This is a genomic window from Agrobacterium salinitolerans, assembly GCF_027498475.1.
In the GTDB taxonomy this organism is placed as follows: domain Bacteria; phylum Pseudomonadota; class Alphaproteobacteria; order Rhizobiales; family Rhizobiaceae; genus Agrobacterium; species Agrobacterium salinitolerans.
Genome location: NZ_JAPZLN010000001.1, coordinates 1675593 through 1691946, shown reverse-complemented (window position 1 = coordinate 1691946; position 16354 = coordinate 1675593). Strand labels below are relative to the sequence as shown.

The window sequence follows — 16354 nt, the reverse complement described above, 5'->3', positions numbered from 1 at the left end:
GCGCCTTCTGTTTATGCCGCCTTTCAAATGGCGGTTTCACCGGCAGACATTCAAAGGGGCATCAGCCCTGACGGATTTCCGCTACTCCGACTGATAAAAAGACGGCCAGCTTGCATTTGCGGGCAGAGCCGGAACGAACATGAAAGGATAAAAAATGTTCGCAGTCATCAAGACCGGCGGTAAGCAGTACCGCGTAGCGGCCGACGCCGTGCTGACCATCGAAAAGCTGGAAGCAGAGGCAGGCGCAACTGTAGAATTCACCGAAGTTCTCGTGGTCGGCGAAGGTGCCGACGCCAAGTTCGGTGCTCCCTTCGTCAAGGGTGCCATCGTCAAGGCTGAAGTTGTCGAACACAACCGCGGCAAGAAGGTCATCGCCTTCAAGAAGCGTCGTCGTCAGAACTCCAAGCGTTCGCGCGGCCATCGTCAGCATCACACTGTCGTCCGCATCACGGACATCGTTGCTGCCTGATCGGCGCGACACGGGAAACAAGGTTTAAAGGAGAACTCCAATGGCACACAAAAAAGCTGGCGGTTCCTCGCGTAACGGTCGCGATTCCGAATCCAAGCGCCTTGGCGTAAAGAAGTTCGGCGGCGAAGCTGTCATTCCAGGCAACATTATTCTGCGCCAGCGCGGCACGCAGTGGCATCCGGGCGCCAATGTTGGCATCGGCAAGGACCACACGATTTTCGCACTGACCGCAGGTAACGTGAACTTCCGTACGAAGGCCAATGGCCGCGTATTCGTATCCGTGGCCCCGAAAGCGGAAGCCGCAGAATAAGCCGGTAAGCGTCATATGCAGCCGGTGTCCCATCGACCCGGCTGAGACGTATCAGGTTCAGTCAAGAAAACAGGGGAGATGGGGCACCACCCAACTCCCCTTTTTCTTTAACCTCATGGAGGGACTGAACCATGCAAGCTGAATTGTTGAGGGTTGACCAATCACGGTCACCCGAAGAGCGGCCGAGGCCCGATCGGTCGAGGAGCGATTGCCCCGTTTTACTGTCGCAGAGGCTGGTCTTACGCAAGCCTCACGAAGAAGACATCGACGCCCTTGCCCATCTTGCCAACAATGCCAATATCGCGACCATGGTGTCGCGTATGCCGCACCCATACACGGCCAAAGACGCCGCGGATTTTGTGCGACGCTCCAAAGCTGGCGAGATTGGCAAGTGCGTCTATGCGATTACCCGCATGGACAATGGCGAGTTTCTGGGCTGCTGCGCGCTCGAGCCCCAGGAAGACGAAAAGACGCTGGAGATCGGTTACTGGCTGGGGGAACCCTACTGGAACCACGGTTACATGACCGAAGCGGCGCATGCGCTGATCGACATGGCCTTCCGCACGCGTGAAATCGACCAGATCGACGCCCGTTGCCGGGTCACCAACATTGGCTCGCGCCGCGTCATCCAGAAATGCGGTTTCCAGTTCCAGGGTTCCGGCATGGTCGGTTCGCTGGCGCTTGGCGGCATGGTGCCGGTTGAATGGTACCGGCTGGACCGAAAGACCTGGGTTTCGCTGAAGAGCTGGGGGGACATGGGATGAGCGCGCTCGAACTGACCCGTCGCCGGACTGCCACCACCATGGCACCGCCCGGCCCCTGCCCCGTCATCGAGACGCAGCGTCTGGTGTTGCGTCCGCAGCGGCTTTCCGATGCCGGCAGCATCGCGGAATCGCTCGGCGATTTTGCCGTGACCAGGATGCTTGCTCGCGTTCCTGCGCCCTATCACAAGCAGGATGCGCTGGAATGGCTGGTGCTGCGCACCTCCGGCACCCTGCCCGACTGGGATTTCGCCATCACCAGCGGTGACGATACCCTGATCGGTGTCGTTTCGGTAGAATTGCGGCATGGCGAGTGGCATCTCGGCTACTGGCTGAACCGCTTCTATTGGGGCAAGGGTTACATGACCGAGGCGGTGGCTGGCGTGGTGGAGCGGTTCTTCCGCCGCATGCCGGGGGTGACCCTTCATTCCGGTGTGTTTGCGGATAACCCCGCTTCGCTGCGTGTGCAGGAGAAACTCGGCTTCCGGGTGACCGGCTGCCACCAGATTTACGCCACGGCGCGTGCTGCGATGGTGGCGCATATCGATACGGCGATCACGGCTGAGGATTTCGTTCTGCAGCACCGCTGACAATCAAAACAAGGCCGGTTGCCGCAAACCGGCCTTGTCTCACGCACGCGCTTCCCGCACGATAGTCTTTGACCTTGTGGAGAAGCGCTTGTATTCGAAACGACGATATTTTTGGTTGGCACAACGCCTTGAGCTGATGTGTCCACAAACCGACAGAACGGCAGTCCGATGAAATTTCTCGATGAAGCAAAAGTCTATATCAAGTCCGGTGATGGCGGCGCGGGCGCCGTGTCGTTCCGGCGTGAAAAATTCATCGAGTTCGGCGGCCCTGACGGCGGCGATGGCGGACGCGGCGGCGATGTCTGGGTTGAGGTGGTCAACGGCCTCAACACGCTGATCGACTTCCGCTTTCAGCAGCATTTCAAGGCCTCTATCGGACAGCACGGCATGGGTAAGACCCGCACCGGTGCCAAGGGCGCAGATGTGGTGCTGAGGGTGCCGGTCGGTACGCAGATCTTCGAGGAAGACAATGAGACGCTGATCGTCGATCTGACGAAAGAAGGCCAACGCTTTCGTCTTGCCGCCGGCGGCAATGGCGGTTTCGGCAATGCCTATTTCAAGTCGTCCACCAATCAGGCTCCCACCCATGCCAATCCCGGCCTCGCAGGCGAGGAAAAGACAGTTTGGCTTCGCTTGAAACTGATCGCCGATGCCGGTCTCGTCGGTCTGCCCAATGCGGGTAAATCCACGTTCCTTGCGACGGTCACCCGTGCGCGGCCGAAGATCGCCAACTATCCCTTCACCACTCTTCACCCAAACTTGGGCGTCGCGACCATCGATGGCCGCGAATTCGTGCTGGCCGATATTCCGGGCCTCATCGAGGGCGCGCATGAGGGTGTGGGCATCGGTGACCGTTTCCTCGGCCATGTGGAGCGTACCCGCGTGCTTCTCCACCTCGTCTCTGCACAGGAAGAAAAGGTCGGCAAGGCCTATAAGACGGTCAAGGCTGAGCTGGACGCCTATGGCGGCGGGCTGACTGACAAGCCGGAAATCGTGGCGCTGTCGCAGATCGACGTGCTGGATGAAAAAGAGCTGAAAAAGAAGGCCAAGGAACTGGAGAAGGCCTGCGGCCGTCCCCCGCTCCTTCTCTCCGCTGCCGCCCATATCGGGATGACGGAAGCGCTGCGCGCCCTTCGCGATATTATTGTGTCGGCGAGCAATGGCGGCGAAACCGCTCTGCCGGACCGGTCGATGCCGCATGAGGACAGCGAGGCCGAGGAAGAGGACGACCGCCTATGAGCCTGACGCGCAAGCCGCTGGCGAGCCATCACCGGATCGTCATCAAGATTGGGTCGGCGCTTCTGGTGGATCGGAAGACCGGTCTCAAAAAAGATTGGCTCGACGCCATTTGCGAGGATATCGCCGCGCTGAAGAAAAATGGCGCAGATGTGCAGGTTGTGTCGTCGGGCGCCATCGCGCTTGGCCGCACCGTGCTTGGCCTGCCCTCCGGTGCATTGAAGCTGGAAGAAAGCCAGGCGGCGGCGGCTGTCGGCCAGATTGCGCTGGCGCGGGCATGGTCGGAAAGCCTGTCGCGGCATGAGATCGTTGCCGGTCAGATTCTTTTGACGCTTTCCGATACTGAAGAGCGTCGCCGTTATCTCAATGCGCGTGCCACCATCAACCAGTTGCTGAAGATCGGCGCCATCCCGATCATCAATGAAAACGACACGGTTGCGACCACCGAAATTCGTTATGGCGACAATGACCGTCTGGCGGCGCGTGTGGCGACCATGACGGGTGCCGATCTTCTGGTGCTATTGTCGGATATTGACGGGCTCTATACGGCACCCCCGCATCTCGATCCCGATGCGAAATTTCTCGAGACGATTGCCGATATCACGCCCGAAATCGAAGCCATGGCGGGTGGCGCGGCATCCGAGCTTTCACGCGGCGGCATGCGCACCAAGATCGACGCGGGCAAGATCGCGACAGCTGCCGGGTGCGGCATGATCATCGCTTCGGGCAAGACGCTCAATCCGCTGAAGGCCATTGAAAATGGCGCGCGCTCCTCATGGTTCGCACCATCGGGCACGCCGGTGACGGCGCGCAAGACCTGGATTGCCGGGCAACTGCAGCCGGCCGGTGAAATCCATGTGGATGCCGGCGCGGAAAAGGCGCTTTATGCCGGTAAAAGCCTGCTTCCTGCCGGCGTGCGGCAGGTGAAGGGTAATTTCGGACGCGGCGATGCCATTGCCATCATGGGCGCGGAAGGCCGTGAAGTCGCTCGTGGTCTTGCGGGTTACGATGCAGAGGAAGCGCGCCTCATCATCGGCCACAAGTCCAACGAAATCGAGGCGATCCTCGGTTATGTCGGGCGAGCGGCCATGATTCATCGTGACGATCTGGTCATGACGGGCGCTGCCGTCAAAGTTAAAAATGTAAAGAAGGATGAGGTCCATGCCTGAACAGGCCGTGAAGCAAAGCCATGATATTGACGCGCTGATGATCACCATCGGCGCTCAGGCGAAAGCTGCTTCGCGACCGTTGTCCATTGCCGGCGCAGACCAGAAGAACCGCGCGCTGCTTGCCATGGCCTCCGCCATCGAGGCATCCAGAGATGCGATCCTTGCCGCCAACAGGAAAGATCTGGCTGCGGCGGAAAGCGCAGGCCTTGCCGCTTCCTTCGTGGACAGGTTGACCCTCAACGATGCAAGGATCGCCGGTATCGCCGAAGGCATCCGTTCGGTTGCGGTGCTGCTCGATCCAGTCGGTGAAGTCATCGCCGCCTGGGATCGTCCCAATGGGCTGAAGATCGAGCGCGTGCGCACGCCGCTCGGCGTCATCGGCGTGATCTACGAAAGCCGTCCGAATGTGACGGCGGATGCCGGCGCATTGTGCCTTAAGGCGGGTAATGCCGTCATCCTGCGCGGCGGCTCGGATTCGCAACATTCATCGCGTGCTATCCATGCCTGCCTCGTGGAAGGGCTGAAGATCGCCGGTCTTCCCGAGCATGCCATTCAGCTGGTGCCGGTGACCGACCGCGCCGCTGTCGGCGCGCTTTTGAGCGGATTGAACGGCACGGTTGACGTTATCGTGCCGCGCGGCGGCAAAAGTCTCGTGGCGCGGGTACAGTCGGAAGCCCGTGTGCCGGTCTTTGCCCATCTGGAAGGTATTTGTCATGTCTACATCGACAAATCCGCCGATCTCGACATGGCAAAACGTATCGTCGTCAATGCCAAGATGCGCCGCACGGGTATTTGTGGCGCGGCAGAGACATTGCTGGTGGACGCCGCTGCCATTTCCACGCATCTTACGCCGCTCGTCAAAGCCCTGATCGAAGCTGGCTGCGAAGTGCGCGGTTCGCAGGCCGTTCGCGATGTGGTGGCGGGTCTCACACCGGCAACGGAAGAGGACTGGCGCACCGAATATCTCGATGCGATCATTTCGGTCGCCGTGGTGGAGGGTATTTCGGGTGCGATCGAGCATATAGGCACCTATTCGTCCAACCACACCGAGGCTGTGATCGCTGAGGACCCTGAGGTGGTCGCGCGGTTCTTCAACGAACTCGATTCGGCCATTCTGCTGCATAATGCTTCCACGCAGTTTGCCGATGGCGGCGAATTCGGCATGGGTGCGGAAATTGGTATCGCCACCGGCAAGATGCATGCACGCGGTCCTGTCGGCGTCGAGCAGCTCACATCGTTCAAATACCGTGTGCATGGCACCGGCCAGACACGGACCTGATATTTGCCGGCCGATAAGCGCCTCGACAGACGTTATCTCACCATGCCGCATGTGGAGCGCGGCATGGTCGTCGGGCTTTTCGGCGGTTCCTTCAATCCGCCGCATGCCGGTCATGCGCTGGTGGCGGAAATTGCATTGCGCAGGCTGGGTCTTGATCAGCTCTGGTGGATCGTCACTCCGGGTAATCCTCTGAAAAGCCGCTCCGAACTGGCATCCCTCCAAGACCGCATTGCCGCCTGTGAAAAGCTGGTCCATGATCCACGCATCAAGGTGACGGCTTTCGAAAAATCACTGGGCATGAGCTATACGGCCAATACGCTTGCCAAGGTGAAGGCGAAAAATCCGCATGTCCGTTTTGTCTGGATCATGGGAGCAGACAATCTGAAAAGCTTCCATCGCTGGCAGAAATGGCGGCGGATCGCCGAGACATTTCCGATTGCCGTGATCGATCGGCCGGGTTCCACGCTCTCTTATCTCTCCTCCACCATGGCGCAGGCCTTCAGCCATGCACGGGTGGATGAGGACGATGCCGGCGTTTTGTGGAAAAAAGCGGCGCCTGCCTGGGTTTTCATTCATGGGCCGCGTTCGACGCTCAGCTCCACGGCGTTGCGTAACGGTCGTAAATGACGACTTCGATCACAAATGATGTATGTGCCGGGTGTGGATGGGTCCATATCTTGAAAAGTTAATGCTTTGATGCCACCTTTATTGTGTGACGCAGAGAATCGCGTCGCCAGTACCTGTTTTGTCATTCTTGGAAAGGAAAACCTCTGACAACAGTACACGCCAAGGGAAGAGCATTTGTTGCTATCCCGAAGGGCCAGGACAGTGGCGCCGATGCCGCCGGCCATGCCCTCGAAACCGTCCTCGCGAGCCTCGAGGACTCCAAGGCTGAAGATATCGTTTCTCTCAACATTGCCGGAAAATCGGCGCTTGCGGACTACATGGTCGTGGTCTCCGGGCGGTCGAACAGGCATATTTCGGCGATTTGCGAGCATCTTCTCAAGGATATGAAGGATGAAGGGTTCGGAAACGCCCGCGTCGAAGGTCTCGAGACTGGAGACTGGGTGCTGATCGATACCGGCGACATCATCGTTCACGTCTTCCGTCCGGAAATCCGCGCTTTCTACAACATTGAAAAAATGTGGGCGACGCCGGACATGCCGGAAGAGACGCTGCATTGATGCGGTGAGCCTTTGAGCGAGTGCATCGCTTCTGCCGAAGATCATGCCTGACTTCGGAAACGGCGCCTCTGGCCGGAAATCAGACCGGCCACATAGGAATCCGCAGGCTATGCTGTTAAGAGCGTGACCCTGTTGGGTCACGACGAATGCAGGTTTGCGATGCGGATTTCAATTTTTGCGGTGGGACGGCTGAAATCCGGCCCCGAAAAGGATCTTGCGGCCCGTTATATCGAGCGCCTGGCAAAGACCGGCCCGGCGATCGGGCTGGAGTTTTCGCGGGTGATCGAGGTTGCGGAAAGCCGGGCATCGAATGCGGAGACCCGCAAGCGCGAAGAAGCCGCGATGCTGGAAAAACATCTGGCAGACGGTGCCGCCCTCGTCTTGCTGGACGAGCGCGGAAAGGCGCTGGACAGTCCCGCCTTTGCTTCGTTTTTTGGCGATTTGCGCGATAGCGGCAAGCGTGACCTCGTTATCGCCATCGGCGGGGCAGACGGGCTCGATCCTGCGCTTTACGACAAGGCGACGGTCGTTCTCAATCTCGGCAAGCTGACATGGCCGCATCAGATCGTTCGTATCCTGATTGCCGAACAGCTTTACCGCGCCGTCACGATTCTCTCCGGTCATCCTTATCATCGCGTTTGATCGGATTTCGATTCGGATAAATGTCTCAATTTCAACATGAAGCTCCCGGACACCGCTGATAGCTCACGGCTTTGCCGGCGGCCTTTCCAGGGCCTCTTGGAAGATCGCGGCAAAATCCCTAATATTGGCGCTTCTGCTTCGGCATCAAAGAAAGTTCACATGGACAACAGGCCTCAACGAAAACGGCACGCTGCCCTTGCGGGCGCGGTTATTGCTGCTTTCGTGATGGGGATCGGTCCGACCTATTCGCGGGACGATGCGGGCGCGGTTCCGGCCGCAGGCGACGATACGTCGCCGGATGCGCTACAGACGTTGGAGAAGCGCCGCGACCAGAACCGGCAGGATCTGGAGGAACTGGTCGACAGCATCGGTCTTTCGGAAGACAAGACAAGGAAGCTTGAGGAAAGTATCGCTTCCCTCAATCAGGACAGCGCACGCATCCGGGAAGAGTTGATCGCATCGGCCGCCCGGCGCAAGGCGCTGGAAGCCAAGATCAGCGACGGCGAAGATCGTCTGGCCAAGCTTTCGGTGCGCGAGGACGGCGTCAAGGCGTCGCTTCGGGAAAGACGCGGCGTGCTGGCGGAGGTTCTGGCAGCGTTACAGCGCATGGGCCGAAACCCGCCCCCCGCCCTTCTTGTCTCGCCGGAGGATGCGTTGGCGTCCGTGCGAAGCGCCATTCTTCTTGGCGCCGTCGTGCCCGGCATTCGCGGTGAAACCGACAAGCTGGTCGCCGCTCTCAAAGAATTGACCGATGTCCGGCAGGCAATCGCTCGCGAAAAGGACGATCTTACGGGTATGATGACGGCAAGTCTGGAAGAGGAAAAACGCCTCGACCTGCTGATTGCCGAAAACGATCGCAAGAACACCCAGACGGCGGCGGAGCTGGAGGCGGAACGCAAGCGATCTGAGGAGCTTGCAAGCAAGGCGACGAGTCTTGAGGGGCTGGTCAGTTCGCTTGAAGGCGAGATTACCTCGGTGCGTGAGGCGATGGAAAAGGCGCGGGCGGAAGAGCAGCGCCTGGCCCGTCTTTCGGAGGCGGAACGCGAAAAGGAACGGGCCGCGGCCGAGGCTGGAATGCCCGATAAAAACCGTATTGCGCCCGCATATCCCTTCGCGAGTTTGAAGGGAAAGCTGGAGCTGCCGGTTACCGGCGATGTGCTGCGGCGCTTCGGTGATGCGGATGGAACGGGCCACTTTTCCAAGGGAATTGTTGTCGCGAGCGGACCGGAAGCGATCGTGACGGCGCCTGCAGACGGCTTCGTGGTGTTTGCCGGAGATTTTCGCAGTTATGGCCGGATGATCATCCTCAATACGGGTGACGGATATCATGTGGTGATGACGGGCATGGACAATGTGAGGACGCGGCAGGGAATGTTCGTGTTCTCCGGAGAGCCCATCGCTTCCATGGGTGCAAAAAGAGTAGCAAGTGCAGCAGCATTGGCGCTGGAAACCGACAGGCCAACGCTCTACATTGAGTTCAGGAAAGATGGTGTGCCGGTTGATTCTCAGCCGTGGTGGACCGCAAAAAAGACCGGAAGGGCGCACAATGATTCGTAAGGTTTCGCTTCTCCTTATCGGTGGGCTTATGGGCGCCACGGCGATGAGCGTGATTTATTCGGCGAGCATGCCGGCACAGGCGGCCGGGCCTTCGACCTATAAGGAACTGTCGATTTTTGGCGACGTGTTCGAGCGCGTCCGCGCACAATATGTGACGCCGCCGGATGACGAGAAGCTGGTTGAAAACGCAATCAACGGCATGTTGAGCTCGCTCGATCCGCATTCTAGCTTCATGAATGCCAAGGATGCCAACGACATGCGCACCCAGACCAAGGGTGAATTCGGCGGCCTCGGCATCGAAGTGACCATGGAGAACGAGCTCGTCAAGGTCATCACGCCGATCGACGATACGCCAGCTTCCCGCGCAGGCATCCTGGCCGGCGACTTCATTTCGGAAATCGACGGTACGCCGGTTCGTGGCCTGAAGCTGGAACAGGCGGTCGAAAAGATGCGCGGCGCGGTCAAGACGCCAATCAAGCTGACGATCATCCGTCAAGGCGCCGACAAGCCGCTCGAATTCACCGTCATGCGCGATGTCATTGCCGTTCGGGCCGTCAAGTCCCGTGTAGAGGGCGACAATGTCGGTTATCTGCGCGTCATCTCCTTTACCGAGAAGACCTATGACGACCTCGAAAAGGCGATCAAGAAGATCAAGGCTGAAGTGCCGGCCGACAAGCTGAAGGGCTATGTTCTCGACCTGCGCCTCAACCCGGGTGGTCTGCTCGATCAGGCGATCAATGTTTCCGATGCGTTCCTCGAGCGCGGCGAAGTCGTTTCGACCCGTGGCCGTAATCCCGATGAGACGCGTCGCTTCAATGCGACAGCAGGCGATCTGACCGATGGCAAGCCGGTGATCGTGCTCGTCAACGGCGGTTCGGCTTCGGCTTCGGAAATCGTCGCGGGTGCGCTGCAGGATTTGCGTCGCGCAACCGTGGTCGGTACGCGCTCCTTCGGTAAGGGCTCGGTTCAGACGATCATTCCGCTCGGCGAGGCAGGTGCGCTGCGCCTGACCACGGCGCTTTATTACACGCCGTCGGGTAAATCGATCCAGGGTACGGGCATTGAGCCTGACATCAAGGTGGAGCAGCCATTGCCGCCTGAGCTGCAGGGCAAGGTGACCACCGAAGGTGAATCCGGTCTTTCAGGCCACATCAAGGGACAGAGCGAAACCGATGAAGGTTCGGGTTCCTCCGCTTATGTTCCGCCGGAAGCCAAGGACGACATCCAGCTCAACTATGCTCTGGACCTGTTGCGCGGCACCAAGACGGATCCGTCTTTCCCGCCGAATCCGGAAAAGGCTGTGGTCAACAAGCAGTAAGATAGTTCGCCGGTCAGCCGGCGCGTTGTCTTGCCCAACCGTTTGGACGGATCGTTCATTGCCTTCGGACCTGCGAAAACCGCTTCTGGGCCGTCAGAAAAAAAGCGCCGGTATCAACCGGCGCTTTTCCGTCATTGTGGCTTTGTCGGTGCTTGCGGTTTCCTCAGTCGGCGGCTTGTCCGTCTATACGGCGCTTTCGCCCGGCAATTTGCAGAAGACGGCGAGCGGCCCGGAGGCACAGCGCCAGCTTGCCGAAAAAAAACCTGAAATCGCACCGGCCGATGTAATGGCTCCCGGCGATGCCGCCGGTCTCCAGCCGCAAGGCGGTCGCTCGGGCGCCAAGATCAGTCGCGAGACGATGCCTGATGGCAATGTCGTATCGGTTTACTCTCCCCGCTCGCGTGAGGGTGAAGGGCCGGTGCTGATGAGCGGCCAAACCTATGGCCAGGATCCGCGCATGGCGATGCGACCCAATGAGGAACTGCTGGAAGAAACCGCATTCGGAAAATTACCGGTCATCGGCGCGGACGGTTTGCGGCCGATGGAGCAATATGCACGGCCTTGGTCTGGCGCACGCGGCACCCGGGTGGCGATTGTGGTCGGCGGGCTCGGTCTCAGCCAGACGGGGTCGCAAAAAGCGATCCGCGAGCTGCCGCCGGAGGTGACGCTCGGCTTTGCCGCCAGCGGCAACAGCTTGCAGCGCTGGATGCAGGAAGCGCGCCGACAGGGGCATGAAATCCTTCTGCAGATACCGCTTGAGCCTTTCGGTTATCCAGGCACCAATCCCGGCCCTGACACGCTGCTGGCGGGTGATCCCGCCAAGGTCAACATCGACCGGCTGCATCGCTCCATGGCGAAGATCACCAATTACACCGGCGTCATGAATTATCTCGGCGGGCGTTTCCTTGCCGAGCAGGCGGCGCTGGAGCCTGTCATGCGCGACATCGGCAAGCGTGGCCTGCTGTTTCTGGATGATGGCTCTTCAGCGCAATCGCTGAGTGGCGGTATTGCCAAGGCGATTTCCGCCCCACAGGGTTTTGCCGATATTCTGCTTGATGGCGAAGTCACCGAAGCTGCCATTCTACGCAAGCTGGATGAACTGGAGCGAATTGCACGGCGTAACGGCCAGGCGATCGGCGTAGCTTCGGCTTTTGATGAAAGCGTTGCGGCGATCTCCAAATGGTCGCGTGAGGCTGGCGGGCGCGGCATCGAGATTGTCGGTGTTTCTGCGCTTGTTTCCGGGCAGGCAGGGCAGTAAACCTTGCGTGCGGCCATTTCTGGCGCTCAGACAGTGCGGGTTTCCCATGACAATCAAAGCAGAAGATTTGCCTTACCGTCCCTGTGCGGGAATTATGGTTCTGAACGCCGAGGGCCTTGTCTGGGCCGGCAGGCGCATCAAGGAAGGCAATTCTGAATATGACGGCTCACCGCATCTGTGGCAAATGCCGCAGGGCGGCATCGATGATGGTGAGCGGCCTTTGACGGCCGCGATTCGCGAACTCTACGAAGAAACAGGCATGAAAACGGTGAGCCTGCTTGCGGAGGCGAGCGACTGGATTCACTATGACCTGCCACCCGAACTGATCGGTATCGGTCTCAAGGGCAAATATCGTGGGCAAGCGCAGCGCTGGTTTGCGTTCCGTTTCGAAGGCGACGAAAGCGAGATCCAGATCGATCCGCCGCCGACCGGACATACGGCTGAATTCGACGCATGGGCCTGGAAGCCGATGGAAAGCCTGCCGGAACTCATCGTACCGTTCAAGCGTGCGGTATACGAACAGGTTGTGGCGGAGTTCCAGCACCTTTCGGGCAAATAAAAAAGGCGGCCTTGGCCGCCTTTTCTGTTTTGTCGCCAGTGCTTATTCTGCTTCGTTGGCGGAATCGGCGTTGAGCTGGCCGTATTTTTCCTCGCCGATCTTGCCGAGCAGTTCGAGCTGGGTTTCGAGAAAGTCGATATGGCCTTCCTCGTCGATCAGCAGGGCCTCAAACAGCTTCATGGAGACATAGTCTCCGGCCTCGGAACAGATGTCACGCGATTTCTTGTAGGAGGTCCGGGCGTCGTATTCGCCAGCCAGATCGGCTTCAAGCACTTCCTTCACGTTCTGGCCAATCCGCAGCGGCGCCAGCGTCTGAAGGTTGGGATGACCTTCGAGGAAGATGATACGATCAATGATCTTGTCAGCGTGCTGCATCTCTTCGATGGATTCGGCACGCTCCTTCTTTGCGAGCTTGGTGTAGCCCCAGTCGTTCAGCAGCCGGTAGTGCAGCCAATATTGGTTCACCGCACCGAGTTCGAGGAAAAGGGCCTCGTTAAGCCGCTCGATGACTTTTTTGTCGCCTTTCAATGTCCGCTCTCCTGTTGTCTTCATGGAATCTCTTCAGGCGGGACATAAAATCAAAAACATCGGCCTCAGTCGAGTGGCGACGGGCGTGATATTCTTCAGTGGTCTTGATGATCAGGTCAACAACGGTTGGAAAACAGCCGCAGCAGCGACCGCGTTTTTCCATGGCGTGATACACTTTTGCAGGAACGATCAATTGCCAACAGTCCTCATCGAGGAGCTCGTTGATGACGTCCCGGATATCGTGATCGGTAATGTAATTGCAGCTGCAAACCAGCATGATGGACTGCCTGTATGACGCAACACGTTGTTTTCATTCTTAAACCAAAACAGGACACCCACTGTCAAGAAAAACCTATGTTTGAATCGATGCTACATTTCTAGACTCATTCTAAACTAAACGAAAACTATCGTATTTTCATTAGTTTAGCGATTTATACTTTCCAGTATTTCCTGGTCAAGTTTTTGTGCGTGGCAGATCGAGCAGCATCATTATCACGAAAAGTTTACTGACTGAACTGCCATTAGAGGGAAGGGCAGCTGATCTCAGGCGAAATATTGCCCGCCATTGGCGGTCATGGTGGAGCCGGTGATGAAGCCCGCTTCGTCCGACACCAGAAACAGAACGCAGCGCGCGATTTCTTCCGGTTCGCCCAACCGTCCAACGGGAATTTGCGGCACGATCCGCTCAGCCAGAACCTTTTCCGGTATCGCTCTTACCATCTCCGTGCCGATATAGCCGGGGCAGATGGCATTAACGGTGATGTTACGGCTGGCGCCTTCTTGGGCGAGCGCCTTGGTGAAGCCGATGTCGCCCGCTTTGGAGGCGGAATAATTGGCCTGTCCCGCCTGACCTTTCTGGCCATTGATGGAGGAGATGTTGACGATGCGGCCGAAGCCGCGGTCGCGCATGCCCGGCCATACGGGGTGGGTCATGTTGAACACACCGGTGAGGTTGGTGTCGATCACCTCGCGCCATTGCTGCGGCGACATTTTATGGAACATCGCATCGCGGGTGATGCCGGCATTGTTGACGAGCACCTCGACGGGACCGAAGGTCTCTTCTACCCTGGCTATGCCATTGACGCAGGCGTCATAGTCGCGCACATCCCATTGAAAAGCGGGGATGCCGGTTTCTTTCTGGAATGCTTCCGCCCTGTCCGTCGTGAAGGCGTAATTGACGGCCACCCGGTAGCCGGCCGCCTGCAGGGCGCGGGCAATTGCGGCGCCTATGCCGCTCGTCCCGCCGGAAATCAACGCAACCCGGCTCATATCGGCCTCCATGACCTGTCACTGAAGCGCCTGCATATACGAGGATGCTTCCATATCTTGCAGAACTTGTTCGTCGTGCTCACCGGCCACAGAAATGCGGCCAATGGGAGGCCGCTTCTACCCTATTGCGCGCTGAACCGGAATTGCTTTTTGGCAAGTCGTGAGGCGGTTTCAGAGTGCTTCGATGCACATGGCGACACCCATGCCACCACCGATGCAGAGCGTTGCGAGACCCTTCGACACGTTACGGCGGCGCATTTCGAAAATCAGCGTGTTCAGGACGCGCGCGCCCGAAGCGCCGATCGGATGGCCGATGGCAATCGCTCCGCCATTGACGTTGACGATGTCAGGGTTAAGGCCCAGTTCGCGCACGACCGCGCAGGATTGGGCGGCAAAGGCCTCGTTGGCTTCGACAAGGCCGATATCGTTGATCGACCAACCGGCCTTGGCCAGCGCTTTGCGCGACGCAGGGATGGGGCCGGTGCCCATGATCTGCGGATCGACACCGGCCGTCGCCCAGGAGGCAATACGCGCCAGCGGCTTGATGCCACGCTTTGCCGCTTCCTGTTCCGACATCAGAAGTGTAGCGGCTGCGCCATCGTTCAGACCGGAGGCGTTGCCGGCCGTGACCGTACCTTCCTTGTCGAAGGCGGGGCGCAGCTTGGCCATGGTTTCCAGCGAAGCTCCAGCGCGGATATGCTCATCCGTATCGATGACGATATCGGCTTTGCGGCCCTTTACCGTGAAAGCCACGATCTCATCTGCAAAACGGCCGGCGCTTTGCGCGGCTTCGGCCTTGTTTTGCGATGCGACTGCGAACTGGTCCTGCTCATCACGGGAAAGCTGCCATTGGCGGGCAATGTTTTCGGCGGTGATGCCCATGTGATAACCGTAAAAGGCGTCGGTGAGGCCATCTTTCAGCATGGTGTCGATCATCTTGAAATCGCCCATCTTCACGCCGCCGCGCAAGTGCGCGCAATGGGGCGCCATGGACATGGATTCCTGGCCGCCGGCAATGACGATGTTCGCGTCGCCGGTGACGATCTGCTGCATGCCGAGGGCCACGGCGCGCAGACCGGAGCCGCAAAGCTGATTGAGGCCGAAGGCGGTCGCTTCCTGTGGTATGCCGGCCTTCATGGCAGCCTGCCGCGCCGGGTTCTGCCCCTCGCCCGCCGTCAGGACCTGACCGAGAATGACTTCATCGATTTCGTTTGCCGCGACACCGGCGCGCTCCAGCACGGCGCTGATGACGGACGCCCCGAGCTCATGGGCTGGCGTATTGGCGAAGTGGCCATTGAAGGAGCCGACGGCTGTGCGCGCGGCGCTGGCAATCACGATTGAAGGCAGGGTCATCAGTTTTCTCCTCACTTGCGGGCGGAGACTGGCAAAGCTTTCAATACAAGTCAAATGGCGAAAGTTGCTTTAAAAGATGTTGCTAAATCACGCCGAAATCTTGCGGAAAATTGCTGCGCAAAAAACAAACTGTTGCGATGCACAAAACATTTGTCAGAGGGCTCGTTTTGCGCATACACTTTGCGCCGGGAAGAGCAATAACACCAAAAAACAAGAAAATACCATCATCGCGAGGAGGCGGGCATGGCGAAACACGACGGCGAAACAATCATTAAAAAATACGCCAATCGGCGGCTCTACAATACCGGCACCAGCACCTATGTGACGCTCGATGATCTGGCGCAGATGGTCAAGCGCGGCGAGGACTTCAAGGTTCAGGATGCCAAGTCGTCCGAAGACATCACGCATGCGGTGCTGACGCAGATCATCGTCGAACAGGAAGCCAAAACCGGCAATACCTTGCTGCCGACGGCGTTTCTGCGGCAATTGATCTCCTATTACGGCGACCAGATGCAGATGGTCGTGCCGACATTTCTCGAACATTCTATGAAGACCTTCTCCGATCAGCAGAGCCAGATGCAGGAGCATATGGCCAAGGCTTTCGGCGATGGTTCGCTTGCCCGCAATTTTCAGGCGCCGCTGCAAATGATGGAAGAGCAGATCCGCCGCAATACGGAACTGTTCCGGCAGGCGATGCAGGGTTTCACACCTTTCGCAATGCCGCAGGCGCCCAAGGAAACCCGCAAGCCGAATGCATCCGAAATCGATGAGCTGAAGGCGCAGTTGCGCGCATTGCAGCAAAAGCTCGATCAGCTTTGATCCTGTCGGGCCGATGACCGGTTTCAGCAAACCGCATCGGCTTTTGCTTCTGG

The 16354-nt window shown here is 58.7% G+C and carries 19 protein-coding genes; 15 read left to right on the top strand and 4 right to left on the bottom strand.

Translation table 11 applies throughout. The annotated features are described in order from the left end of the window. Positions 1–154 precede the first annotated feature (154 nt). The 14 genes from rplU (at position 155) to O9X91_RS07980 (ending at position 12332) form a co-directional block, all read left to right on the top strand. On the top strand, positions 155–469 hold the full coding sequence (gene rplU, locus O9X91_RS08045; protein WP_003492690.1) for a 50S ribosomal protein L21: 315 nt from the start codon (positions 155–157) through the stop codon (positions 467–469). Between the two features lie 40 nt (positions 470–509). Further along, positions 510–779: a 50S ribosomal protein L27 gene (rpmA, locus tag O9X91_RS08040; RefSeq protein WP_003492686.1), complete on the top strand. Its 270-nt coding sequence runs from the start codon at positions 510–512 to the stop codon at positions 777–779. A 131-nt stretch (positions 780–910) separates the two neighbouring features. Continuing rightward, on the top strand, positions 911–1543 hold the full coding sequence (locus tag O9X91_RS08035) for a GNAT family N-acetyltransferase (RefSeq protein ID WP_077983637.1): 633 nt from the start codon (positions 911–913) through the stop codon (positions 1541–1543). Continuing rightward, on the top strand, positions 1540–2130 hold the full coding sequence (locus tag O9X91_RS08030; protein ID WP_142912912.1) for a GNAT family N-acetyltransferase: 591 nt from the start codon (positions 1540–1542) through the stop codon (positions 2128–2130). The genes O9X91_RS08035 and O9X91_RS08030 overlap by 4 nt, the downstream gene beginning before the upstream one ends. Before the next feature lie 168 nt (positions 2131–2298). Beyond that, on the top strand, positions 2299–3369 hold the full coding sequence (obgE, locus tag O9X91_RS08025) for a GTPase ObgE (RefSeq protein ID WP_077983635.1): 1071 nt from the start codon (positions 2299–2301) through the stop codon (positions 3367–3369). Beyond that, entirely contained in the window at positions 3366–4535 is a 1170-nt protein-coding gene (gene proB / locus O9X91_RS08020; protein ID WP_142912913.1) for a glutamate 5-kinase, read from the top strand. Before obgE ends, proB begins: the two co-directional genes overlap by 4 nt. Then, entirely contained in the window at positions 4528–5814 is a 1287-nt protein-coding gene (locus O9X91_RS08015; RefSeq protein WP_162520496.1) for a glutamate-5-semialdehyde dehydrogenase, read from the top strand. The genes proB and O9X91_RS08015 overlap by 8 nt, the downstream gene beginning before the upstream one ends. A 42-nt stretch (positions 5815–5856) precedes the next feature. After that, positions 5857–6441, top strand: coding sequence for a nicotinate-nucleotide adenylyltransferase (locus tag O9X91_RS08010; protein WP_077983633.1), 585 nt, complete (start codon positions 5857–5859; stop codon positions 6439–6441). 113 nt (positions 6442–6554) lie between these two features. Continuing rightward, on the top strand, positions 6555–6998 hold the full coding sequence (gene rsfS / locus O9X91_RS08005) for a ribosome silencing factor (protein WP_269833842.1): 444 nt from the start codon (positions 6555–6557) through the stop codon (positions 6996–6998). 159 nt (positions 6999–7157) lie between these two features. Beyond that, positions 7158–7640 carry a 23S rRNA (pseudouridine(1915)-N(3))-methyltransferase RlmH gene (rlmH, locus tag O9X91_RS08000; protein WP_077983632.1) on the top strand — a complete coding sequence of 161 codons (483 nt, stop codon included), beginning with the start codon at positions 7158–7160 and terminating at the stop codon, positions 7638–7640. Between the two features lie 159 nt (positions 7641–7799). Beyond that, complete coding sequence (locus O9X91_RS07995) at positions 7800–9197, top strand: murein hydrolase activator EnvC family protein (RefSeq protein ID WP_142912914.1); 1398 nt, start codon at positions 7800–7802, stop codon at positions 9195–9197. Further along, positions 9187–10515, top strand: coding sequence for a S41 family peptidase (locus O9X91_RS07990; RefSeq protein ID WP_077983630.1), 1329 nt, complete (start codon positions 9187–9189; stop codon positions 10513–10515). Before O9X91_RS07995 ends, O9X91_RS07990 begins: the two co-directional genes overlap by 11 nt. 58 nt (positions 10516–10573) lie before the next feature. Then, positions 10574–11773, top strand: coding sequence for a divergent polysaccharide deacetylase family protein (locus tag O9X91_RS07985; protein ID WP_142912915.1), 1200 nt, complete (start codon positions 10574–10576; stop codon positions 11771–11773). 46 nt (positions 11774–11819) lie between these two features. Next, positions 11820–12332, top strand: a complete 513-nt coding sequence (locus O9X91_RS07980) for an RNA pyrophosphohydrolase (protein ID WP_142912916.1) — start codon at positions 11820–11822, stop codon at positions 12330–12332. Positions 12333–12374: 42 nt separating this feature from the next. On the opposite strand, the gene bfr is transcribed toward O9X91_RS07980, so the two are convergent. The 4 genes from bfr to O9X91_RS07960 all read right to left on the bottom strand — a co-directional run bounded on the left by bfr (position 12375) and on the right by O9X91_RS07960 (position 15482). After that, positions 12375–12860 carry a bacterioferritin gene (bfr, locus tag O9X91_RS07975; RefSeq protein ID WP_131829419.1) on the bottom strand — a complete coding sequence of 162 codons (486 nt, stop codon included), beginning with the start codon at positions 12858–12860 and terminating at the stop codon, positions 12375–12377. Then, positions 12826–13137 carry a (2Fe-2S)-binding protein gene (locus O9X91_RS07970; protein WP_077983626.1) on the bottom strand — a complete coding sequence of 104 codons (312 nt, stop codon included), beginning with the start codon at positions 13135–13137 and terminating at the stop codon, positions 12826–12828. The genes bfr and O9X91_RS07970 overlap by 35 nt, the downstream gene beginning before the upstream one ends. A 266-nt stretch (positions 13138–13403) precedes the next feature. Further along, complete coding sequence (gene phbB / locus O9X91_RS07965) at positions 13404–14129, bottom strand: acetoacetyl-CoA reductase (protein WP_003520276.1); 726 nt, start codon at positions 14127–14129, stop codon at positions 13404–13406. Between the two features lie 171 nt (positions 14130–14300). Then, complete coding sequence (locus O9X91_RS07960; protein WP_142912917.1) at positions 14301–15482, bottom strand: acetyl-CoA C-acetyltransferase; 1182 nt, start codon at positions 15480–15482, stop codon at positions 14301–14303. 243 nt (positions 15483–15725) lie between these two features. Here O9X91_RS07960 and phaR point away from each other — a divergent pair, with 243 nt between their 5' ends. Beyond that, entirely contained in the window at positions 15726–16301 is a 576-nt protein-coding gene (gene phaR, locus O9X91_RS07955) for a polyhydroxyalkanoate synthesis repressor PhaR (RefSeq protein ID WP_003520279.1), read from the top strand. The last annotated feature ends 53 nt before the right edge of the window (positions 16302–16354 follow it).

Coding starts and splice junctions, on each gene's coding strand:
- proB (WP_142912913.1), top strand. CDS start 3,366: ATGAGCCTGACGCGCAAGCCGCTGGCGAGCCATCACCGGATCGTCATC.
- obgE (WP_077983635.1), top strand. CDS start 2,299: ATGAAATTTCTCGATGAAGCAAAAGTCTATATCAAGTCCGGTGATGGC.
- O9X91_RS08015 (WP_162520496.1), top strand. CDS start 4,528: ATGCCTGAACAGGCCGTGAAGCAAAGCCATGATATTGACGCGCTGATG.
- rlmH (WP_077983632.1), top strand. CDS start 7,158: ATGCGGATTTCAATTTTTGCGGTGGGACGGCTGAAATCCGGCCCCGAA.
- phaR (WP_003520279.1), top strand. CDS start 15,726: ATGGCGAAACACGACGGCGAAACAATCATTAAAAAATACGCCAATCGG.
- rplU (WP_003492690.1), top strand. CDS start 155: ATGTTCGCAGTCATCAAGACCGGCGGTAAGCAGTACCGCGTAGCGGCC.
- O9X91_RS07970 (WP_077983626.1), bottom strand. CDS start 13,137: ATGCTGGTTTGCAGCTGCAATTACATTACCGATCACGATATCCGGGAC.
- rpmA (WP_003492686.1), top strand. CDS start 510: ATGGCACACAAAAAAGCTGGCGGTTCCTCGCGTAACGGTCGCGATTCC.
- O9X91_RS08030 (WP_142912912.1), top strand. CDS start 1,540: ATGAGCGCGCTCGAACTGACCCGTCGCCGGACTGCCACCACCATGGCA.
- O9X91_RS07980 (WP_142912916.1), top strand. CDS start 11,820: ATGACAATCAAAGCAGAAGATTTGCCTTACCGTCCCTGTGCGGGAATT.
- O9X91_RS08035 (WP_077983637.1), top strand. CDS start 911: ATGCAAGCTGAATTGTTGAGGGTTGACCAATCACGGTCACCCGAAGAG.
- O9X91_RS08010 (WP_077983633.1), top strand. CDS start 5,857: ATGCCGCATGTGGAGCGCGGCATGGTCGTCGGGCTTTTCGGCGGTTCC.
- O9X91_RS07990 (WP_077983630.1), top strand. CDS start 9,187: ATGATTCGTAAGGTTTCGCTTCTCCTTATCGGTGGGCTTATGGGCGCC.
- O9X91_RS07995 (WP_142912914.1), top strand. CDS start 7,800: ATGGACAACAGGCCTCAACGAAAACGGCACGCTGCCCTTGCGGGCGCG.
- phbB (WP_003520276.1), bottom strand. CDS start 14,129: ATGAGCCGGGTTGCGTTGATTTCCGGCGGGACGAGCGGCATAGGCGCC.
- O9X91_RS07960 (WP_142912917.1), bottom strand. CDS start 15,482: ATGACCCTGCCTTCAATCGTGATTGCCAGCGCCGCGCGCACAGCCGTC.